Source organism: Georgfuchsia toluolica (genome assembly GCF_907163265.1).
Classification (GTDB): Bacteria; Pseudomonadota; Gammaproteobacteria; order Burkholderiales; family Rhodocyclaceae; genus Georgfuchsia; species Georgfuchsia toluolica.
This window is the reverse complement of record NZ_CAJQUM010000001.1, coordinates 1,859,666-1,880,473: the sequence shown is the minus strand read 5'-3', so window position 1 is coordinate 1,880,473 and position 20,808 is coordinate 1,859,666. Positions and strand designations below refer to the sequence as shown.

At 55.9% G+C, this 20,808-nt stretch carries 18 protein-coding genes; 15 read left to right on the top strand and 3 right to left on the bottom strand.

The genetic code is table 11. The features are described from left to right. The first annotated feature begins 12 nt into the window (after positions 1 to 12). The 13 genes from ebdB to K5E80_RS08775 all read left to right on the top strand — a co-directional run bounded on the left by ebdB (position 13) and on the right by K5E80_RS08775 (position 15,997). Positions 13 to 1,077 (top strand): ethylbenzene dehydrogenase subunit beta, encoded by a 1,065-nt coding sequence (gene ebdB, locus K5E80_RS08835; protein WP_220637277.1) that lies wholly within the window; start codon positions 13 to 15, stop codon positions 1,075 to 1,077. 113 nt (positions 1,078 to 1,190) lie between these two features. Then, positions 1,191 to 1,859, top strand: coding sequence for an ethylbenzene dehydrogenase subunit delta (gene ebdD / locus K5E80_RS08830; RefSeq protein WP_220635802.1), 669 nt, complete (start codon positions 1,191 to 1,193; stop codon positions 1,857 to 1,859). Positions 1,860 to 2,104: 245 nt separating this feature from the next. Further along, complete coding sequence (locus K5E80_RS08825; protein WP_220635801.1) at positions 2,105 to 3,766, top strand: PAS domain-containing sensor histidine kinase; 1,662 nt, start codon at positions 2,105 to 2,107, stop codon at positions 3,764 to 3,766. Positions 3,767 to 3,769: 3 nt separating this feature from the next. Next, positions 3,770 to 4,387: a response regulator transcription factor gene (locus K5E80_RS08820; RefSeq protein WP_220635800.1), complete on the top strand. Its 618-nt coding sequence runs from the start codon at positions 3,770 to 3,772 to the stop codon at positions 4,385 to 4,387. A gap of 484 nt (positions 4,388 to 4,871) precedes the next feature. Beyond that, complete coding sequence (gene apcA / locus K5E80_RS08815) at positions 4,872 to 6,842, top strand: acetophenone carboxylase subunit alpha (protein WP_220635799.1); 1,971 nt, start codon at positions 4,872 to 4,874, stop codon at positions 6,840 to 6,842. A 20-nt stretch (positions 6,843 to 6,862) separates the two neighbouring features. Then, complete coding sequence (locus tag K5E80_RS08810; protein ID WP_220635798.1) at positions 6,863 to 7,249, top strand: acetone carboxylase subunit gamma; 387 nt, start codon at positions 6,863 to 6,865, stop codon at positions 7,247 to 7,249. Beyond that, entirely contained in the window at positions 7,246 to 9,459 is a 2,214-nt protein-coding gene (locus K5E80_RS08805) for a hydantoinase/oxoprolinase family protein (protein ID WP_220635797.1), read from the top strand. The genes K5E80_RS08810 and K5E80_RS08805 overlap by 4 nt, the downstream gene beginning before the upstream one ends. A 31-nt stretch (positions 9,460 to 9,490) precedes the next feature. Beyond that, positions 9,491 to 11,551: a hydantoinase B/oxoprolinase family protein gene (locus K5E80_RS08800; RefSeq protein ID WP_220635796.1), complete on the top strand. Its 2,061-nt coding sequence runs from the start codon at positions 9,491 to 9,493 to the stop codon at positions 11,549 to 11,551. Positions 11,552 to 11,575: 24 nt separating this feature from the next. Continuing rightward, the gene (gene apcE, locus K5E80_RS08795) at positions 11,576 to 12,496 is read left to right on the top strand and encodes an acetophenone carboxylase subunit epsilon (RefSeq protein ID WP_220635795.1); all 921 of its coding nucleotides are present in this window, start codon (positions 11,576 to 11,578) and stop codon (positions 12,494 to 12,496) included. Between the two features lie 137 nt (positions 12,497 to 12,633). After that, positions 12,634 to 13,383, top strand: coding sequence for an SDR family NAD(P)-dependent oxidoreductase (locus K5E80_RS08790; RefSeq protein ID WP_220635794.1), 750 nt, complete (start codon positions 12,634 to 12,636; stop codon positions 13,381 to 13,383). A 67-nt stretch (positions 13,384 to 13,450) separates the two neighbouring features. Then, positions 13,451 to 14,344, top strand: a complete 894-nt coding sequence (locus K5E80_RS08785; protein WP_220635793.1) for a beta-keto acid cleavage family enzyme — start codon at positions 13,451 to 13,453, stop codon at positions 14,342 to 14,344. 145 nt (positions 14,345 to 14,489) lie between these two features. Then, positions 14,490 to 15,563: a CobW family GTP-binding protein gene (locus tag K5E80_RS08780; protein ID WP_220635792.1), complete on the top strand. Its 1,074-nt coding sequence runs from the start codon at positions 14,490 to 14,492 to the stop codon at positions 15,561 to 15,563. Between the two features lie 179 nt (positions 15,564 to 15,742). Next, the gene (locus K5E80_RS08775) at positions 15,743 to 15,997 is read left to right on the top strand and encodes a type II toxin-antitoxin system Phd/YefM family antitoxin (protein ID WP_220635791.1); all 255 of its coding nucleotides are present in this window, start codon (positions 15,743 to 15,745) and stop codon (positions 15,995 to 15,997) included. 273 nt (positions 15,998 to 16,270) lie between these two features. Here the strand turns inward: K5E80_RS08775 and efp are convergent, their stop codons facing one another. Together efp and K5E80_RS08765 are read right to left on the bottom strand one after the other, a co-directional pair. Continuing rightward, positions 16,271 to 16,831: an elongation factor P gene (gene efp / locus K5E80_RS08770; RefSeq protein ID WP_220635790.1), complete on the bottom strand. Its 561-nt coding sequence runs from the start codon at positions 16,829 to 16,831 to the stop codon at positions 16,271 to 16,273. Between the two features lie 478 nt (positions 16,832 to 17,309). Further along, positions 17,310 to 17,795 carry a hypothetical protein gene (locus tag K5E80_RS08765; protein WP_220635789.1) on the bottom strand — a complete coding sequence of 162 codons (486 nt, stop codon included), beginning with the start codon at positions 17,793 to 17,795 and terminating at the stop codon, positions 17,310 to 17,312. 339 nt (positions 17,796 to 18,134) lie between these two features. On the opposite strand from K5E80_RS08765, the gene K5E80_RS08760 reads away from it, so the two are divergent. Beyond that, positions 18,135 to 18,890 carry a hypothetical protein gene (locus K5E80_RS08760; RefSeq protein WP_220635788.1) on the top strand — a complete coding sequence of 252 codons (756 nt, stop codon included), beginning with the start codon at positions 18,135 to 18,137 and terminating at the stop codon, positions 18,888 to 18,890. 79 nt (positions 18,891 to 18,969) lie between these two features. On the opposite strand, the gene earP is transcribed toward K5E80_RS08760, so the two are convergent. Continuing rightward, the gene (gene earP / locus K5E80_RS08755) at positions 18,970 to 20,094 is read right to left on the bottom strand and encodes an elongation factor P maturation arginine rhamnosyltransferase EarP (RefSeq protein ID WP_220635787.1); all 1,125 of its coding nucleotides are present in this window, start codon (positions 20,092 to 20,094) and stop codon (positions 18,970 to 18,972) included. An 18-nt stretch (positions 20,095 to 20,112) separates the two neighbouring features. On the opposite strand from earP, the gene K5E80_RS08750 reads away from it, so the two are divergent. After that, positions 20,113 to 20,745: a uracil-DNA glycosylase gene (locus tag K5E80_RS08750; protein WP_220635786.1), complete on the top strand. Its 633-nt coding sequence runs from the start codon at positions 20,113 to 20,115 to the stop codon at positions 20,743 to 20,745. The last annotated feature ends 63 nt before the right edge of the window (positions 20,746 to 20,808 follow it).

Sequence of the window (20,808 nt, the reverse complement as noted above, 5' to 3'; positions counted from 1 at the left end):
TTGGAGGTGGGTATGACATACGTGCCAGGTGGTAATGGTGACAAAAAAGTACTGAGAAAATCGAAGCGGCAGCTCGCGACGGTGATCGACTTGAACAAGTGTTTGGGGTGCCAGACATGTGTCGTCGCCTGCAAGAATATTTGGACCAGGCGCCCGGGTACCGAATATATGCGCTGGGCCAATGTAACGACCTATCCCGGCAAGGGCTATCCGCGCGACTATGAGAAAAAGGGCGGCGGTTTCTTGAAAACCCGTGCGCAACCGGGAAAGATGCCCTCGATGATCGACTTTGGCGACAATTTTCAGTTCAACCACAACGAGGTCTATTACGAGGGGAAGGGGCAGAGCGTTCGGTTGCGCCCAACCAGCAAGGTTACCGGCAACGATCCCGAGTGGGGATACAACTGGGATGAGGATCAGGGTGCCGGAAACTGGCCGAACCCATATTTCTTCTACTTTGCGCGAATGTGCAACCATTGCACAAATCCGGCTTGCTTGGCCGCTTGCCCCCGCGGAGCGATTCACAAACGGGAAAACGACGGCATAGTGCTCGTTGATCAGACGAGCTGCAAAGGCTATCGTTATTGTTTCGAGGCCTGCCCCTACAAAGCCATCTACTTTAATGTAGTATCGCAAACGAGTGAGAAGTGCATTCTCTGTTTCCCCCGCATCGACAATGGCATCGCCAATGCCTGTAACCGGCAGTGTCCCGGCCGGGTCCGCTGCTTCGGCTACCTCGACGACAAGGAAAGCCAAGTCCACAAGCTGGTCAAGAAATGGAAGGTCGCCTTGCCGCTTCATGGTGAATATGGCACCACTCCCAATATTTACTATATTCCTCCCATGGGCGTGCGCGGGTTTGGGAAAGACGGTGAAATCACCGCTGAGAGCAGAATCCCGGTTGAGATCCTTGAAGGGCTGTTTGGGCCTGAGGTCAAACGTGTGCTGGCAGTATTGCATGCAGAGCGGGAGAACATGAAGGATGGTCGCGGCTCTGAATTGATGGACATTTTGATCAGCAAGAAGTGGGAAGATCGATTTGGTGGCTTTACCAAGCCTCCTCTGACCCAGTCGTAGCGACAGCATGGACAGCAATGATATTAAGATGCTGATTAATATTTTTTTTCGCGCTAACGCGTGAATTTAACCGGCGTTTTTGTCGATTTCCAGATTCTGAAGTGAGGTAATCAATGAACGACAAATTTGAATTGAAACTTCCTGAGCACAAGCGCGCAACAGCGGCCCGATCCGAGATTTACAAGATATTGAGTGGCATATTCATCTTTCCGTCGGATGGGCAGCAGAAGAATTTCGTGTTGCAGGGGGCCGGTGTTGCGCTTCGCGAAGCAGCGAGCGAACTTCCCTTTGGCGTTCCGTCCATCGAAAGCCTTGGGCCGGGTTACGCTTCCATGGCTGCTGATGACGATGACTTGGAAGTGACTTATACCAGTCTGTTCGATAACTGCACGGGAAAGTCGGCGCTATCCTTATATGAAAAGGATTATTCCACCAAGGATACAAAGCAGATATGGGAGGATTTAATCCGATTTTATGAACATTTCGGGTTGCATTATGATCTTGCGAAATGCAAGGAATGGCCCGATCACATCAGCACTCAGCTTGAGTTTTTGCATTATCTGACGTTTTTGGAGGCTGGCGCCCCCGATGACATGGTGGATGTCTATATGGCGGCCGAGAGTGATTTTCTGGAAAGACATGTTGTCGAATGGATTCCGAAGTTCAGCGAGAAACTCCTGGCAATGGCGGAAGACAGCCCTTACGCAGGCTTGAGTCAGGTTCTCGCGCAATTTGTGGAGGAAGAAATGGAATTCAATAGACGCCGTCGGACGATTCAATAGCCGGCATGCTGGGTGTGACTGTTTCCGGTCGATCTTTCGAAGGTGCACACTAATCCAGGCCAATCGTCTCGGTCAGCATACCCTCCGTTGACCATTGCATACTCCGGTCCATCTTGGCCTGAGCCGCAGCAGGTGCTATATGCATTGATGGAATACTTCTCGCCAAGAGTCCCTTCCAGTTTGTCGCTCCATCACTTGCGGCCAATTTCGCTCGCCTGGTATCTCACCAGTAGAGGTATGAATCCATGCTGAAAAAACACATCCCGCAGGCTAGCCTGCCCCAATTGGACTGGGATGACGACTCCACGACGAGTCTGCGGCGCGATCATTTCTATGAGCTGGTGTTCAACAACACGATCGTCGGCATCAGTTACATGAGAAATCGGCGTTTTGTGTGGGCCAATGCGCGCATGGCCGAAATATTCGGCTATGAAGATGGAGAACTCACCGGTCAATCAGTGCGGATGCTCTACAGTTCCGATGAGGAATACGAGGACGTAGGGCGTCACTTCAAGAGGTTCGGGCCCGCCAACGTCTATACGCACGAACGGGCGATGGTCAAGAAGAACGGTGAAATGCTGTGGTGCCTCATCTCCGGACGTTTGACCGAACCGAACGATCCGTCTTCGCCGACGGTTTGGGTGGCGCAGGATATATCGTTGCGAAAGCAAGCGGAAAATCAACTCAAACGGGCAAAACTGAGACTGGAACATACTGTTGAAACGCGTACCCAGAACTTGCACCGCATCAACGAAACATTGCGCCTGGAGATGGACCGCCGGATCGACATGCAGGCGGCCCTGGTGGAAAGCCGGGAAAAATATCGGGCCTTGTTCCGGCACCTTTCAATAGGAATACTCATTACCGACAATAGCGGCAAGACTATTGAAATCAACAGTGCGATGCAGAAGTTCATCGGTGCGTCGTCGAGTGCCTTGCTTGCGCAGGTACTCGACGATCCTAATCGCGTTGTCGAGAGCGAGGATAATTCCTGCTCATTACAACAGTTTATCAAGGAGAAGACGCCAGCCGACGGCCGGCGCGTGTACCGTGGCCACATGGCATGGCGATCCATTACCGGCGAATTAAAGCAGTTCCTGTTAATTGCCAACCGGTTATCAAGTCACGGCCTCGGTGCGGTGTTCGCATTTGAGGATATTACCGAAAGGTATCGGGCCAGGGAGCGCGAAAATGCTCAGCAAATCGCGCTGGCGCATGCGATGCGCGTTTCCATGATGGGGCAGTTTGCGTCATCGTTGGCGCACGAACTTGGGCAGCCCCTGAACGCCTGCGAAAGTTATCTCGCCGGTATCCGTTTGCGGTTTGGCGATGATTTGGCCGATCGCCCTGAATTGCAAGGAGCATTGGATCATATATCGCGGCACCTCGAACAGGCCGGCCAGGTCATTCGCAATGTGCGTCGCTTCGTCTCGAATCAGGAACCCGAATTTGAGTCAGTTGATGCGAGTGAGCTGGTCAAGCAAACATTGGTGTTGTTGCGGATGCAACTCAAGGCATCCGGCACCGTCTTCGAAATTGAGGCAAAGGAGAAACTGCCGAAGGTTCAGGCGCACTGGACCGAGGTTCAGCAAGTCATTGTGAACCTGATCGTCAACGCGATTGAATCCATGGCCAATGTGCCGGTGGCGCAGCGCATTATTCGCATAAAAATTTGCCGTGAAGGGAAGGGCATGCTGGGCATCCATGTGTCCGATAATGGCCCTGGCGTCGCACCAGAGTTGATCGATCAAATCTTTAAACCGTACTTTTCGACAAAGAAGGATGGCCTCGGCATGGGTTTGATGATATGCCGTACTATTGTTGAATCCCATCGAGGAGCAATTCGTTGCGTGAACTCCCCAGGTGGCGGTGCCAACTTCAGTTTCACATTGCCTGTTGCAAAATAACCTATGAATGAACAACCGCCAGTGACGGTTTTTATCATCGATGACGAACCCGAGGTGTCGGCCGCCCTTGTATGGCTGCTTGAGTCGGTGAAAATTAATGCCCGTGCATTTCAAGCTGGCGAGGATTTGCTTCGCGAGCTGGCCTCATTTAAGGCTCCAGCTTGTGCAGTCCTCGACTTGCGTATGCCCGGGATAAGTGGCCTGGAATTATTGCAGCGCATGATTGACATGGGGTGTCGTATTCCCGTGCTTTTTCTCAGCGCCCATGGCGATGTCCCTGCAGCAGTCAATGCAATGCAGTTAGGTGCAATTGACTTTCTCCAAAAGCCATTCAACTCGCAAGAATTTCTTAATAGCGTCAATCGAGCGATTACTCTCGCCAGGGAGACTTATGCACAACAGTTACGAGAAAGCGCAACACAGAAGTTGCTCACGCGCCTTTCAGAAAGGGAGAAGGATGTTCTTCAACACGTGCTTCGCGGGCAGACCAGCAAACAGATTGCCAAACTGCTCGGCATCAGCCCCAAGACAGTCGATGTGCATCGAGCAAATATAATGCGCAAGTTGGATGTGACCACATATCCCGATCTCGTCAATAAAGTTCGCGGCGATACACCATAGGGAATCGATTGGCTGATCATTGGACACTGAAACGATTGTAGTGGCCAAGCGTGCCTGTGTGTCCTATGCAAGAAGCCCGTTCTGTGCCGCAACAGCCGCTTAAAGAATACAATGATATATTATTATGTATATGTCATAGAAAATCCGCGTTTGGCAGATGGTTGGGTAGCGCAAGACGATTGAAATACAAGACGAGGCGTGGAGACGCTAATCAGTGCTGTTTCCCGCTGGATCAATGCCGGTTGACGACACCCGATCTGTTGGCTTCCTAGTGAATGAGCATAGCTTGGTGGAACCCATACCTTCAGACGTCGCGATAACTTGCGCGGGTTAAGATGATTGCGTCAACTTCGGATGCTGCGCCGCACTACGTATATAGTTTATATCCCTAGGGAATCGTCCCGATGTACTAAATTTTCTTGTGCTCGCAGAATGCCATCACTCGATCAATCACGGTCGAGGCTTCAGGCACTAGGAGACAAGGATGCTCACTGTCGACATCGACACAGGCGGCACAATGACGGATGCGCTGATTTCCGATGGGGAACGGCGCTACTCATTCAAGGTGGATACCACGCCGCATGATTACACCGTTTCATTTCTTGCCTGCCTCACCGAGGCAGCGAAGACCCTGCAATTTTCCGATGTTGCGAGTTTCCTCTCCGATGTCGCATTGATCCGTTGGACTTCAACGATCACGACCAACGTCCTCGCCGAGCGGCACGGGTCAAAAGTGGGGCTGCTTGTCAGTAAGGGGCATGAAAAGAACCTTTATGGCAACTCACGCTCGCCGGTGATTGACGAAATAATCGGCGGATCCAGCGTGATTGGTTTGCCGGAGAATCCTGCGCCGGGAGATATCCTGTCCGGGGTGAAAGAGCTGCTTGAAGGCGGCGTGCGGCGGATTTGTGTATGTTTAAAGGATAGCTTCCCCGATGGGCGCGCCGAGGAATTTATCAAGGGCGTCATCGAGGAACAGTATCCGGACCACATCATCGGTGCAGTTCCGGTGTTGCTTGGCAGCGAGATGGCGCGCCTGCGCCACGACCAGACGCGGGTGCACTATTCGCTGATGAACGCCTACACGCACACGCAATTGGCTAATTCGCTATTCAAGGCCGAGGATCTCCTGCGCGATGATTATCGCTGGAACGGGCCGTTGCTGATCGGTCACACCAACGGCGGTGTGGCACGCATCAGCAAGACCAAGGCAGTTGACACGATCGAATCCGGTCCGGTGTTCGGCACTTTCGGTGGCGCCTACATGGCGCGAACCTATGGTCTTAAGAATGTAATGTGCTTCGATGTTGGCGGCACCACCACCAAGTGTTCAATCATCCGCGATGGTCAGCCGGTATTCCAGCGCGGTGGGGAACTGATGGAAGTTCCGGTGCAGTCTTCGTTTGCGATGCTGCGCTCAGCCGTGGTTGGCGGTGGCACGATCGCGCGGATCAAGGACAACCTCATCGTGCTGGGTCCGGACAGCATGGGCGCGGCTCCCGGCCCTGCATGCTACGGCCTCGGCGGAACCGAGGCGACGCTTACTGACGCATTGCTCGTACTCGGTTATCTTGATGCCGCCAACTTTCTCGGCGGCCGGCGGCACCTGCAGGTTAACCTCGCGCGCGCCGCAATTGAGAAGAGCATCGCCAAGCCCCTCTCGGTATCGGCGGAACTTGCCGCATTGATGATCCGCGATGAAGCGCTGGCGATCATGGGTGAGCTGCTGCGCGCCACTTTGGACGAAGCCAATCTCGCCCCGGAAGATACCGTTCTGTTCGCCTTTGGCGGCAACGGACCGATGTTCGCGGCGCTTCTTGCCGAAAATCTTGCCATGCCCATGGCCTACATCTTCGACCTGGGCCCTGTTTTCAGCGCATTCGGCTCGGCGATTTCGGATGTGGTGCATGTGTATGAGCACGGGACATCCGAAAATTGGGATGCCACGGCCTACAACGAGACACTCCTTGATCTGCAGACGCGGGGAATCCGCGACCTCCAGGGCGAAGGGTTTGAAGCATCGGACGCGAAATTCTCCTGGGAACTGGAATTCGCAAAAAGTGCTGACGAGGTTGCCGTAGTGCACGCTGTTGTCTCGACGGAGAATCCCGCAAGCCTGGCTGCCGAGCTCAACAAGGCAGTGAAGGCAGCGGGCGCAGCCGCACAAAAGCCGCTCGTGCTGATACGGTTGACTACAACGCTATCGGTCGGGTCGCACGGCCTGACCAAGCGCAAGCGCAAGGCAACGGCGCAGGCTCATGGCAGCCGGGCGATGCGTTTCGATGCCGCGCATGAGAAGGTCAATCCGGTATGCCGCTGGGAAAACATGAATGTCGGCGACACGATTGCCGGTCCCGCGATGATCAATGGCGATACGCTTACCTGTCCCGTGCCTCCCAACTGGGCATTGCAGGTCGATGCCTATGGCAACGCCGAACTGCGCCGCGCAAATTAGGAAAGAGCGAGGAAAACACCATGTACGAACGCATACGTTTCACAGAGTACCTTGACCTCGATCTGAACGACGATCACTGGTACTGCCATGACTGTGGCACAAAACTTATCTCGGCAAAGCAGAGCTACAAGAAAGGCTGCCTGGTCGCAGAGCGAGATCCGCGCGATATCCACAATCCGGTTATCGGCGGCGAATACAGTTTTGCGCCCGATCCTGAATGGGTGCGCATTCTGGAGTTCTATTGCCCGAACTGCGCGCGCCAGATTGAAACCGAATACCTGCCGCCGGGTCATCCGATAACCGTTGACATAGAAGTCGACCTGGAAAGCATAAAGGCACGCCTTGCCAGCGGCAAGGTCGCGATTCAAGCAGGCAAGCTGTGCAAACCCGAGGAGCTCACAGCATGAGCAATGAAAACAACCAGATTTCCGCCAATACAGCGATGAGCTCTATCGACATCGACGTCGGTGGTACTTTTACGGATTTTGTGCTCACGCTCGACGGGGAACGCATTATCGCCAAGTGTCCGACCACGCCGCACGACTTGTCGATTGGCTTTCTTAATGCTTGCGAAGCCGGTGGCGAGCGGGTCGGTCTGACCATCGAGGAACTGCTGCCCCGCATTGACATCATCCGCTATTCGACCACTGTCGCGCTAAATCGCCTGCTGCAGCGCCAAGGCCCGCGCATCGGCCTGATTACCACGGAGGGCCATGAAGACGCAATCCTGATCGGCAAGGGCGCCCAATGGACCGATGGCCAGCGCGTATCCGAGCGGCGCAATATTGCCGTGCAAAACAAGCCCCATCCCCTGATTGAGCGTGGGCTGATCACCGGCATCCGCGAGCGCATCGACTCCAGTGGCAATGTGGTTCGGCCGCTGGATGAAGAGGACGTGCGGAAAAAGCTGCGCATGCTGATGGACCGCGGCGCACGTGCGATCGTCGTGTCGCTGCTCTGGAGCTTCATGAACCCGGCGCACGAGAAGCGGGTGCGCGATATCATTCGCGAGGAATACAAGGAATACCATATCGGTTTTGTGCCGGTGGTGATGTCGCACGCGGTCGTCGCCAAGATGGGCGAATACGAGCGCACCATGACCGCCATTCTTGATGCCTACCTGCAGCGCTCGATGCAGAATGACATTGGCGCGACCTGGGACAAGCTGCGGGAAAAGGGCTATCGCGGCGCATTCCTGATGATCCACAACTCGGGTGGCAGCGCCGACATCTTCAAGACGCCGGCTTCGCGCACCTTTAACGGCGGCCCGGTAGCCGGACTCATGGGTTCCGCCTACTTTGCGAGCAAGCTTGGTTTCAAGAATGTGATCGCGGGCGACGTTGGCGGCACCAGCTTCGACGTTGCACTCGTCGTCGAGTCGAGCGTGCGGAACTACACGTTCCGGCCGGTGATCGACAAATGGATGGTCAATGTCACGATGATGCAGACCCTCTCGGTCGGCGCTGGCGGTGGTTCCATTGCCTCGGTAGACAAGTCCTGCCAACGGCTCGAAGTGGGTCCGCGCAGTGCGGGTTCGATGCCTGGGCCGGCGTGTTACGACCTCGGCGGAACCGAACCGACGGTGACGGATGCCGACGTCGTTCTCGGCTACATCAATCCCGATACGTACTTTGGCGGACGCATGCCGCTTTCGAAGGCCAAGGCCGAAAAAGCGATACGCGAGAAAATCGCCCAGCCGATGGGCATCGAAGTGATAGAAGCGGCCGCGCTGATCCGTCGCGTGGTCGACGAAAACATGGCCGGGGCGATCAAGCGCGAAGTTCATATGCGGGGTTACCACCCGGAGGATTTTGTCCTCTTTGCGTTTGGCGGCGCCGGTCCGACGCATATGTCAGGCTTCAAGGCCGACGTGCCGAAGGCCGTGGTGTTCCCCGCCGCACCGGTGTTCTGCGCGATGGGTTCATCGATCATGGATATCGTGCATATGTATGAGCGGTCGCGCCGCATGATCTTCATGCAGCCCCACACGGAAAAGATCGCCATCGATCGCAAGGTCTTCAACGAAACCGTTACCGAGATGATGTCCAAGGCCCGGCTGGAGATTGAGTCTGAAGGGTTGAATGCCGACGAGGCGATATATTCGCTCGAACTCGACATGCTTTACGGCGGTCAGGTCAATGTCAAGCGCGCCAGTTCGCCTCTGCTGAAGATCGAGTCGGACGCGGATGCGCAGATGGTTTATGACGCCTTCGAGAAAGAGTTCGCCGAGGCCTTCAGTCCGCTGGTGGTCAATAAGCCGGGCGGGGTGTTTCTCGACAACTTTGTATTGCGCGTCACGGTGCCGACCTGGAAACCCGAGGTGCCGGAATATGCCTTGCAGGACAAGGATCCGTCCAATGCACTCGGCGGAAGGCGGGATGCCTACTGGCCGGAAACCAAGTCATGGGCAGATACGCCAGTGTTTATATTTGAGCAGTTGCAGCCTGGCAACGTGGTTGAGGGGCCGGCCATAGCCGAGGCAGAGTTTACTACCATCGTCATCCCTCCCGGGCAGCGTTTCTCCATCGACAAGCACGGTCTTGGCATTCTTGAGGCAATCGTAGCCGCGCCCATTCGTCGTCGCGTCGGCGCATCGGCGGACGCAGTGCCCGCCTGAACGCCTTACATACCTAATACGGAGATGCACCATGGCAATTCCAACACTTGAACAGAAACTTAGCTGGCTGAAGCCGGTACCCGCCACCCGTCGCGAACTCGAACTGGCCGCGCAGATTGATGCCGCTGAATTCGAGATCGGCTTTCAGCGAACCAATGACATTCTTGACGAAGGCATGGACGTGTTCCAGCGTTCCTGCCGGTGCGCGATGGGTGTTGCCGGCGATTCGCTGGTGGGCATCATGACGGCGAATGGCGACATCGTGAATGGTTCCTGCGGCACCTATTTACATGCCGTAATTCCGCCGTTGATCATCAAATACATCATCGCCACTTACGGTGAGAAGCCCGGCATCAAGGACGGCGACCTCTGGTTTGCAAATGACGCGGTGTATGGCGGGGTGCACAATCCGGACCAAATGGTCTGCATGCCGGTCTTTTATAAAGGCGAGTTGGTGGCGTGGACAGCCGCATTGGTGCATACCACGGAGACGGGGGCGATCGAACCTGGCGGCATGCCGGTTTCCGCAACCACGCGCTTCGAGGAAGGGATGAACCTGCCGCCGATCAAGATCGGTGACAACTTCGAGCTGCGCGAGGACATTGTCTCGATGTTCACCGCCTTTGGTCTTCGCGCACCATCGATGATCGCGGTTGACCTGAAAGCGCGTTGCACCACCGTTGACCGGGTGCGGACACGGCTGATCGAGTTGTGCGATCGAGAGGGTACCGATTACTTGAAAGGGCTGTTTCGCAAGATGCTGCAAGTGGCCGAGTCAGGCGCGCGCGAGATCCTTGATCTGTGGCCCGATGGCAAATACCGTTGCGTGACCTTCCAGGACGCGGTCGGCCTGAAGCAGGGCCTGGTGCGCTCCTGCTACATGACGATGGAGAAGAAAGGGGATGGCATCCTGGTCGACTTTACGGGGACCGGGCCGGAGACGCCTTCTCCCTACAATGCGCATCCGCAAGCGGCAATTGCCCACTTCTCCAACTACATTTACGAGTACCTGTTCCATTCGTTACCGATCTCCAACGGCACGTTCGCCGGCATTGACTTCAAGTTTGGACCCAATACCTGTCTGAGTCCGGATGTACGCGCAGCGACTTCGTGTTCGGTGATGATCTCAACGGGTGTGATGAGCGCCGTGCACAACGTTGCGGCGAAAGCCATGTTTTCCACCTCGTTGTGGAAACAATCGGGCGCTTCCATGGGCAACGGCGGCAATGCGCTGGTATTGGCTGGTCAGAACCAGTGGGGTTCCCAGTTTGCCGATATGCTGGCCTATTCGCTCAATACCGAAGGCCAGGGCGCTCGGCCCACCGAGGACGGCATTGACGCGTTTGGCTTCCCCTGGTGCGTATTTGGCCGGGCGCCGAACACCGAACAGGTGGAGAACGAGTTTCCGCTGCTGGTGCCGTTGTCGAATCACTGGAAGGATTCCTGCGGCCATGGCAAGTATCGTGGCGGGGTGGGTACGGCGCAGATGTGGGTTGCCCACCATGTACCGGCGGTTTATATGATGGCCATCGCCGACAACTCGAAACTGCAAACGCCCCAGCCGCTGTTCGGTGGCTATTCCCCCTGCACCGTGCCCGGCATCGGCATCCGTTCTTCCAACGCAAAAGAGTTGATGATGAATGGTGACGAGAAACTGAAGATGGATGTGCAGGATCTGCTCGTCAATCGTTCCATCGGCGGCGACTACGAGGTCGAGTTTCAGGGGCGTTCGGTGAGGCCCTACAATGATGGCGACGTCATCACCTTTGCCTTCTCGACGGGTGGCACGGGCTATGGCGATCCGCTTGACCGGGACATAGCCAATGTGGAGCTCGATATCCAGAAGAATGTAATTACGCCCGACACGGCCCAGCATATCTACAAGGTGATGTGGGACGAGTCGACACGACGGGTTGATCCAGCCAAGACGGCCGAGTTGCATAAACAGGAACTGGCGGCGCGCAAAAAACGCGGTGTGCCGTATGCCGAGTTCGAGAAGGTGTGGAACACAAAGAAGCCGGCGGACGAGATTCTTATTTACTACGGTTCCTGGCCCGACGCGAAAGTGGTTAATCCTATTTTGCGTGCCTGACCGCACAGGAAAGAAAAGACAGCGATGAACGAGATAACGGGAGCCGTGTGGCGGAAGCGCATGCAGGAATTGGCGCGCAATGTCGGCAAGCCACACGCGCCCCTGTTCGCGCCACTCGTGTTTGGAGTTGCGGCGCAGATCGAAGCGATCACCGTACCGGAGATGGTGCGCAATTCAATACGGTTGCGCAAGAATGTTTCGGAACTGCGGCGCATGCTCGGCCTTGCCACAGCGGTATGTGCGGTTCCTTCCCTTATGGAGATAGAGGCACTTGGAGTGCCAGTGAATGCCGATGTTTGGCCACCGCAGTTGATGCCAAGTGCTGAATGCAATGTGGCGGGAGCCAACATCGAACCGGATGCACTTTTAGCTTCTGGACGCCTTAACGCATCTATTGACGCAGTGCGCCAGTTCGCTACCGCCGACAGCAGCGATCCCGTGATCGTTGCAGCCTTGACAGGGCCGGCGACACTGGCTGCCCAGCTTCGCCAGGCAAAAGCGGTTGGCGACGATGAAACGCTGTACGAGTTCGTCGGCCGGCTGCTTGCGGTATTGGTGCGCTTGTATGCCGAGGCAGGTGCGCACGTAATCCAGTTGCACGAGTCACAAGCAGCGATTGGTGCGGAAGACTATTGGAAAGACGCGCTGGGAACCTCTGGAAATGTTGCACGTTTCCATCGCATTCCACCGCTGCTGGTGTGCGACGAGGGTGTGGCACCTTCAGCTTGGCCGATGCAGGCAGTGCCTTGTCTTTCGCGCCCTGACGAGAAACCGCCTGCACGTGCGTATGGGCGCGCCTGGGCAGGAGACCCCACGCGCTGGGGCCTGTTGCCGGGGGGGGAGTCTAATGAGCGCATCGTCACGACCTCTTCAGAGGTACCCGCTGATTCCGAATTGGCCGAATTGTTGGGCCACGTGCGCCGCGTATGTACCCCTACTGAATAATTTGACGGTCAAGAATATTACGCATACAGGAAGACGAGAGGCAGGACAGTCGTTGGTGGCAGGCAGCAATCAAAAAACAAGTGATTGATCGAATCAATAACCAGGTGCCATGTGCGCTATTTAATATAGGAGACATCATGACTCAAAGACTGAAAGGCAAGGTTGCTGTCATCACCGGTGGGGCTAACGGCATCGGCAAGGCGATTGCGCTGCGGTATGCGGCCGAGGGTGCCGATATCGCAATCGCCGATGTGTCGCCATCGGCAGAGACCGATGCGGCCATCAAAGCCTTGGACCGACGCGTACTGTCGGTCAAATGCGATGTATCCAATCCGGGCGAAGTGGACGCCTTTGCCCAGAAAGTGAAATCGACCCTGGGCCGATGCGACATTCTGGTCAACAACGCCGGCATCTATCCGCTTAAGCCTTTCGATGATCTGACCTTCGAGGAGTGGAAGAAGATATTTGCAATCAATGTCGATTCCGGTTTTCTGATGGCCAAGACGTTTGTTCCTGGAATGAAGGCGGCGGGCTGGGGCCGTATCATAAATCTGACCTCAACCACGTACTGGCTAAAGATCGAGGCCTACACGCACTACATCAGCACCAAGGCCGCCAATATTGGTTTTACCCGCGCCTTGGCGACAGAGTTGGGCAAGTTTGGCATTACCGTCAACGCCATCGCCCCGAGCCTCGTTCGTACTGCCACGAGCGAAGCTTCCCCACTGGCGGAAATGTTCGAGATATTGCCTGGCATGCTGCAGTCGATTCCGCGTCTTCAGGTGCCGGAGGATCTGGCAGGCACGGCGGCTTTCCTTGCATCGGATGATGCTTCATTTATTACTGCCCAGACAATAGCGGTCGACGGCGGAATGGTCAGGCACTAAACACCGTAATTGTTGTTATCCCTGCGCCAAAGCGAAGGAATAACAACCCAGAATGGATGAGACAAACATGAACAAGCGAAAAATCATAGTTACCATTGCGCCTACTGGCGGCATGGCCAGCAAGAAGCAAAATCCGCATCTGCCGACGCAACCCAATGAGATCGCCAGGGATGTGGTCGATTGTTATAACGCAGGAGCCAGCGTTGTAGCCCTCCACGCCCGGCGGCCTGATGACGCAGCCACCTGCGATCCGGCGATTTACCGCGATATCAATGAGCGCATTCGCGCCAAATGCGACATTGTCATCAACAACTCCACTGGCGGCGGCGTTAATGGGGATATGGTGCGGCAAGCGCCTAACGGCTACTGGGAAATTTTGTGGGACGAGCGGTTGAAAGGACTCGATGCGGGCGCCGAAATGTGTACGCTGGACGCGACCACGATCAATGCCTCGTTCGATGGCCGCGAGATACTGATGAATACTCCTCCTGCCCGTTGCCGCGAGTTGGCGCTGAAGATGAAGGAGTTGGGGATCAAGCCAGAGTGGGAAGTGTTCAGTCCAACCCATATTCTGCAAGACGTCACCACGCTAATTGAAAGCGGCGTAGACGAGCCGCCATATTTCATCAACCTGGTACTGGGTGCGCACCGCGGATTTCAGAACGCCATGCCCTACACCCCGCGCTTTTTGCAAAACATGGTAGACCTGTTGCCCAAGGAAGCCATCTTCTGCGTGAGCGGAATTGGCCCGGCGCAACTGCCATCAGGAATAAATTCGTTGCTGCTGGGTGGTCATGCGCGCGTTGGTTTGGAAGACAATCTGTATTACTCGGATGGCGTGCTTGCGACCAACGTTCAACTCACCGAGCGGATCGTGCGTATTATCAGAGAAATGGGGATGGAACCAGCCACCGCTGTTGAAGCGCGCGAGATCATGGGCTTACCCCGCCGGCAGACTTAAAACACAGCGTCATGGCAAGGGCTGATATTTATTGATTAGATAGTAGTTCTTTGCCATTGGGCCACCGACAATATACGGGGTTCCATGCGGCCAAGCTGAAGCTCTGCAGAAAGCAGGGACGTATGTTTCCGAGGCGCCTTGGAGCATGCCGCGCGCCTGCAATGGAGAACGGAGTAAGGTAAAAATCATGGTGGCGCATATCACAACACCGGTTACGGTCATTACCGGCTTCCTGGGTAGCGGCAAAACAACGTTGCTCAACCGTGTTTTGCGCGAACTGCATGGTGAGCGCCTCGCAGTAATTGAAAATGAATTCGGCGCTGTAGGCGTCGATGCGGAGTTTCTTGTCACCGGAGGGAATGAAACAATCATACAGCTTGCGAACGGTTGTCTGTGTTGCACGGTACGGGGTGACCTTGCAAAATCCTTGCAGACATTGAGCACAAGCGCTGAAGCCGGTGGTTTTGTTTTTGATCGGGTACTTATCGAGACGACCGGCATTGCTGATCCAGGGCCTGTCATCCAGACTTTCCTCGCCGAGACCGCAATCCTGACGAAGTTTCATCTCGACGGCGTTATTGCGCTGGTCGATAGCGTGCATTTTTTCTCACAACTGGACAGGGTCGAAAACAAGGCCCAGATAGCCTATGCTGATCGGCTGCTGCTGACCAAGTGTGACCTTGTCACGTCCACCCAGCTTGAGGCTGTGGAAAGTCGTCTAGTGGATATGAATCCACGAGCGGAGTTGCTTCCGTTAGACCTGCATCATGCGCCTATAGCTGACGTGTTGAAGCTGTTGTTCGATGCAAGTGCCTATAGCTTTGATTACGTACCATTGATGGAGTTGAAGCAACTTCATGGCTACCGTATGACATCGGGTAACCGCTATTCTCATGTAGTGCCGCATCACACCGGCGATGTGGTGTCCTGTGTCTTCGAGTCTGATCGCCCACTCGATCTCGAACGCTTGAATCAGTTTTTTGATGTGGCTCAGCGACATTATGGCCCCCGCCTCTGGCGTTACAAAGGTATCGTCTTTGCAGAGCATCAGCGCCCGCGGCTAGTCGTGCAAGGCGTGCAGAGCCTTCTGCAAATCACTGGAGGCACGATATGGCGCGCTTATGAACCCCGGCGCACTTTGCTTGTGTTTATTGGGCAGGAGATTGAGCCGGACTGGATTGAACAGGGCCTGCGCTTGTGCGAAGTTGCTTCCGTATAGATAGCAGGTGCGGCGTGTGTTCACTTATGGACGCCACCGGGAAATCAAGTCGGAAATAACGAGAGCAATAAAATCAGTTTAGACGAAATGAATGAGGCTTGCTGCGGTACAGAAGACAATTTGAGGGAACTTCTCATGGGCCAGCAGTTCCACTCGGTATTGAACAAATAGGGATTTCAATGCGTTTCTTGCAGTATTCGGAAGCTCGCAATAACTTGAAGCGGGTGATTGACCAGGCCGTATCCGATGCGGACGTATCTGTAATCACCCGGCGGGATGCGCCGGGCGCTGTCGTAATGTCGCTCGATACATACAACAGCCTGTTAGAGACGATTGAACTTTTGAAAGTTCAAGTCAATGCAGCCTACCTCATTCGTCCCAGTGGTCAGCCCCGACAAAGCAAGGTGAAGCTGCGAGATCTACTTGAAACCTAAGCCTGCCGAGCTTCGGGTGCGAACCATTACTGCCGGATGATCAGGTCGAGACAACGCCGGATGATATTTTCAGGCTGGCCACGCAGTTCCGGGTAGGTGAGGAGTCCGACCATATTAATTAATGGGGTGCAACGGGTCGTGAGTTTGAATCCCGCCGCCCCGACCAGTAGGACAGCGTTTCAGCGAAAGTGACCGCTAACGCCTATCAGGCCCCAGCCAAGTTCCGCATCAATCGATCCGCATCTTGCTCCGGCCTGACTCGGCCGGGCAAACTTACTTCATCACGCGGTTGCGGTATTCGCCGGTGCGGGTGTCGATTTCGATCTTGTCACCGGTACCGACGAAAAGCGGCACCGGCAGTACGAAGCCGGTGTTGATCTTGGCCGGCTTCATCACCTTGCCCGAAGTGTCGCCCTTGACGGCGGGTTCCGTGTAGATGACTTCGCGCACCACGGAATTCGGCATTTGAACCGAAATCGCCTTGCCGTCATAGAACACCACTTCGCAGGCGAGACCGTCCTCGATGTAGTTCAGCGCATCGCCCATGTTCTCGGCTTCGACTTCGTACTGGTTGTAGTCGGCGTCCATGAAGACATAGAGCGGGTCGGCGAAGTAGGAGTAGGTGACTTCCTTGCGTTCCAGTTGTATCAGTTCGAACTTGTCGTCGGCCTTGTAGATCGCCTCGCTCGGCGCGCCGGAGAGCAGGTTCTTCATTTTCATCTTGACCACGGCGGAACTGCGGCCACCTTTGTTGTACTCGGCCTTTTGCACTACCAGCGGCGTGCCGCCGACCAGTATGACGTTGCCGGAGCGGAGTTCTTGAGCGATTTTCATGATGGGAAGCCTTGGACGGAATTTGCGAAAATTTTCGAAGCGCGCGATTTTACCCTTCCTGCTGCTTTTGCGCCATCATGTGGCCGCTCCGGCCAGACTTGCAATCGTCAAATACCAGCGGTATATTTCCATCCGCGATGAATAATCGGGACCCGCAATCCGATATGTCCGGGAGGAAACCGCATGAACCGCAAGATCAAGCGCTACGGCTGGATTCCCGAAGCTTTCCGAAGGGAATGGCCGAGGACTCATCGATCGCGGCAAGAATGGCGGCGGGCAAAGTGGTCGCCAGTCCGGGCGAATCTCCAGCTCCCTACAATCCGCGCAGCAGGCCCCAGACCGGTTGCCATTCCATTTGCGGAATAACACGCAGCACGCGATCCGATCGACAACACCAGGCTCTTCTGCCACACAACCCCGGGAACCGCTAAACGCGGATGGCATCGGCGGCAGTCATGCCACGTAGCGCAGGGTGGGCTCAGAGGTTCGCGACCTGGTGCAGACCGGCCCACACGATCACGTAGTAGAGGATCGCGAAGACCGCGTTGCTTGCCGCCAGCGGCAACCAGATGCGGCGCATTTCGACGCCCAGCCAGCGCAGTGCCACCAGGATCGGCTCCTGGCCGACCAGGGCGCAGCCGAGGGTGAGGCCGCCCCAGACTCCCCACCTGTTGGCTAACGCCACGCCCCTCGGCGTGCGCAGACGTGCGACCCACCGGCCGATGAAACCGATCCGCGTGCTCTCGCCGGCGAGCCAGGCGACGACGAGCCCTTCAAGGCAGCTCGCCGTCGCAACCACCGGCAGGAGTATCCACGGGCTGTAGTGCGCCGCGATGCCCACGCCAACCGCCGCCGATGGCCCCAGTATCAGGTTGGGGGTCATCGACAGCCCGACGATGGAGGCCCATGTCCAGAAGGTCGTCACAAGGATAGGAAATTCAACCACATCAAACAAAGTATCCATGACCGTCGCACTCCGGTCAATGCCAGGTTTTATCGCTGACCTCACACAGAAAATCCGATTTCCGCATCACCCGCACGTGTAAGGACAAGAATTTCCCGACCCGAACGAAAAGCCATCCCGGCGCCTTAAGTACGCCCATGGGTAGTGAACGTTTATGGACTATCATTTGTCATGATACGGAAATCGGTCACTTCCGGTCATTCCGAATTAGCTTCCAATTTGAATGGTAACAGGATGCAAACATGACTGATGCCACGCTTTGCGCCATACTCCACTTGGACCGAACGCTCGGATGACTTTTTGGTCCTATTTGAATTGGCACAGTGGAAGGGGCGTGGAATGAAACCGGAGAATCAACAAATGGGTCGAACTTCGCCATCCGTGATTGCGCTAGCTGCTATCCCGAAGCAAGTGCTGACCCTTTTGGTAATCGCGTTCGCGTTACTGCTAACCAGTTGTAGCAACCAACAAATCCGGACGAAAACAGAACAACGCAGTAAAACCACCCAGATTAATCCCGGTACCCAGGTACTGACAAACAATCTGCAGTCCGAAGATTTTAAGGCGGCAGGAATCGCCATAATTACGCCGTCTTCGATAACTGGGCACGAAGAAGATAAACAGGCCTTGGCACTCGCGTTTACCGGAGTCCTGCGAGAAATGCGTCCAGGAATGCGTGTCGTTTCCCTTGCAGAAACACTTAGTGCGATAAATCGAGCTGGGCTTACGAGCGAATACAAGAAGATGTTTGAAGACTACCTATTAACTGGCATATTCGAGCGCGAAACCCTCCAAAAAGTGGCCAAAGTGACGGGAACCCGTTATATCGCTCAAGTCAAATTGGGTGCGTTCCGGCAGGAATCCAAAGACCGATGGGGGTTATTAGGAATACGCATGATCGAAACCAAGTCAAGCGCAATTCGTCTTTTCCTGCAAATCTGGGACAGCAATGACGGCTCGATTGCATGGGAAGGCTCCCAGGAGTCAACACTTTCTCATGATTCGTTCAGTGAGGAAAACGTTCCCTTGAGAAGCATAGTCGAAGAATCCGCGCATGATCTCATTAGGCATTTCCCCAAGGACGGTAATCGCTGAACGTCCGCTTTCCAGAATCCTGGCTGGCTGGAATGGATCGTGAAGCGACTATGACCGGACTCACCTAAATCCGAGAGCACTACCTACCTTCGGCATGGCGCAGCAGCCTGCTGGCCAGATCCCCCGAGCCTGCTATTCGCTCCGCCCAGGGTCTTGCATGCGCTTTCATGGCTGGCAATGCCGCGTGGAACGCGGGCCACGCCGCAGCAGAATCGCCATCCTCATTCCATGCCTGCCAGAAATAGCTCGCGGCGTTAGCGGTTTCCGCTGGCAGGCCTTCCAGATATCGCGCCAGAAATGCATCGAGCTTGACGCGATGCGCCGCGTCGGCCTGCGGGTAGATGTGCCAGACCAAGGGCTTCTGCGCCCACTGCGCGCGCACGAAGGAATCCTCGCCGCGCACGAAGTTGAGGTCGCACAGCCAGAGCAGACAGTCGTAGTCCTGCTGCGGCAGAAAAGGGATCGCATGTGCGCTCAGGTGGCCGCGCTGCATCAGCGTTTCATGATGGCCGAAGTACTCTTGTACGTCAGGCAGCAGAAGGCCTTCCGGCACGAGGCAGGTAATCGGTTGTGCACTGTGCGCCCAGGCATCGAGCAGTCCGGGCAGGGCCGGGTTTTCGTAGCCAAACAGAGAGATGGTGAATTCGCCCTCGCGCCGGGCTGGCAGGCCGAGGCTGGCGCGGAATGCTGCCGCGTCAAAAGCTGCTGCGCGTTTATCGTAATCCGCTTCCCTGATCAGGCCGCCGGTATTGGGCGTGAAGCCGGGAAAGAAAAAATGTTTAGTCAGCGGCAGGCGCGGATGCGGCGAGGCCAAGCCATGTGCGCCCTCGACCCAGGCTTCGGCGCTGAGGTATTCGAGATTGATCCAGACCGGGGCGCGCTTGCATTGCGCCATCGCGGCAAGATAGTTCTCGGGAATTTCACAAGCGAAGGCTTCGATTACCACATCGGCGACATCCGCCGCATCGGTCGCGGGGAAGTCCTTGGGCCAGTGGCGCACATCCACGCCGTCGATGTTTTGCGCTTCCCGCGCAGCATCGGTATCCGGACGCAGCCGGGCGAGCGGGGTCAGGTCATCGACCCAGAGCCGCACGCGCCGGCCGTGTTCATGGGCGAGCTGCCGCGCCAACCGCCAGCAGACGCCGATGTCGCCGTAGTTGTCGACGACGGTACAAAAAATATCCCACCTTGAGGAACGCTTCATGGCTGGTATCCTAGCCGAATGGAACCCCTTCTTGACTGCAAAGATTGCACGCGGCTGGCCGATTTTCTCACTGACGTCCGCAACAAACACCCGGATTACCACGCGCGACCGGTGGAACCCTTCGGCGCCGAGCGGGCGCGGCTGCTGATCGTCGGCCTCGCCCCCGGCATGCACGGCGCCAATCGCAGCGGCCGTCCATTCACCGGCGATTATGCCGGTATCCTGCTTTACGAGACGCTGCACCAGTTTGGCTTTGCCAGCCGGCCGGTTTCGCTCTCTCGTAACGATGGCCTGCTGCTCACGGACTGCCGCATCACCAATGCGGTGAAGTGCCTGCCGCCGGAAAACAAACCGGAGCCGGCCGAGATCAAGAACTGCAATCGCTATCTGAGTCATGAATTGCAGAATTCGTCCGAGGTGCGCGTGATACTGGCGCTGGGCCTGGTGGCGCACAAGGCGGTGCTGATGGCGCTGGGTCTGAAACAGAGTTCGCTGGCGTTCGCCCACAATGCACGCCACGATCTTCCCGGCGAACGGATATTGATCGACAGCTACCATTGCAGCCGCTACAACACGCAGACACGGCGCCTCACGACCGAAGGTTTTCACGATGTCTTCCGCAGCATTCGAACGGAACTTGATGAGCTTTGAACAAACATCTCAAGGTTTATTCAACATGACACAGACAACGAAACAGCACGTCGTCCCCGCGCA

Excerpts from the sequence above, each read along its gene's own strand:
- ebdB (WP_220637277.1), top strand. The coding sequence starts at position 13 with ATGACATACGTGCCAGGTGGTAATGGTGACAAAAAAGTACTGAGAAAA.
- K5E80_RS08775 (WP_220635791.1), top strand. The coding sequence starts at position 15,743 with ATGCGTTTCTTGCAGTATTCGGAAGCTCGCAATAACTTGAAGCGGGTG.
- K5E80_RS08820 (WP_220635800.1), top strand. The coding sequence starts at position 3,770 with ATGAATGAACAACCGCCAGTGACGGTTTTTATCATCGATGACGAACCC.
- K5E80_RS08800 (WP_220635796.1), top strand. The coding sequence starts at position 9,491 with ATGGCAATTCCAACACTTGAACAGAAACTTAGCTGGCTGAAGCCGGTA.
- K5E80_RS08765 (WP_220635789.1), bottom strand. The coding sequence starts at position 17,795 with ATGGATACTTTGTTTGATGTGGTTGAATTTCCTATCCTTGTGACGACC.
- K5E80_RS08825 (WP_220635801.1), top strand. The coding sequence starts at position 2,105 with ATGCTGAAAAAACACATCCCGCAGGCTAGCCTGCCCCAATTGGACTGG.
- ebdD (WP_220635802.1), top strand. The coding sequence starts at position 1,191 with ATGAACGACAAATTTGAATTGAAACTTCCTGAGCACAAGCGCGCAACA.
- K5E80_RS08760 (WP_220635788.1), top strand. The coding sequence starts at position 18,135 with ATGAAACCGGAGAATCAACAAATGGGTCGAACTTCGCCATCCGTGATT.
- efp (WP_220635790.1), bottom strand. The coding sequence starts at position 16,831 with ATGAAAATCGCTCAAGAACTCCGCTCCGGCAACGTCATACTGGTCGGC.
- K5E80_RS08750 (WP_220635786.1), top strand. The coding sequence starts at position 20,113 with ATGGAACCCCTTCTTGACTGCAAAGATTGCACGCGGCTGGCCGATTTT.
- earP (WP_220635787.1), bottom strand. The coding sequence starts at position 20,094 with ATGAAGCGTTCCTCAAGGTGGGATATTTTTTGTACCGTCGTCGACAAC.
- apcA (WP_220635799.1), top strand. The coding sequence starts at position 4,872 with ATGCTCACTGTCGACATCGACACAGGCGGCACAATGACGGATGCGCTG.
- K5E80_RS08805 (WP_220635797.1), top strand. The coding sequence starts at position 7,246 with ATGAGCAATGAAAACAACCAGATTTCCGCCAATACAGCGATGAGCTCT.
- K5E80_RS08785 (WP_220635793.1), top strand. The coding sequence starts at position 13,451 with ATGAACAAGCGAAAAATCATAGTTACCATTGCGCCTACTGGCGGCATG.
- K5E80_RS08780 (WP_220635792.1), top strand. The coding sequence starts at position 14,490 with ATGCCGCGCGCCTGCAATGGAGAACGGAGTAAGGTAAAAATCATGGTG.
- K5E80_RS08810 (WP_220635798.1), top strand. The coding sequence starts at position 6,863 with ATGTACGAACGCATACGTTTCACAGAGTACCTTGACCTCGATCTGAAC.
- apcE (WP_220635795.1), top strand. The coding sequence starts at position 11,576 with ATGAACGAGATAACGGGAGCCGTGTGGCGGAAGCGCATGCAGGAATTG.
- K5E80_RS08790 (WP_220635794.1), top strand. The coding sequence starts at position 12,634 with ATGACTCAAAGACTGAAAGGCAAGGTTGCTGTCATCACCGGTGGGGCT.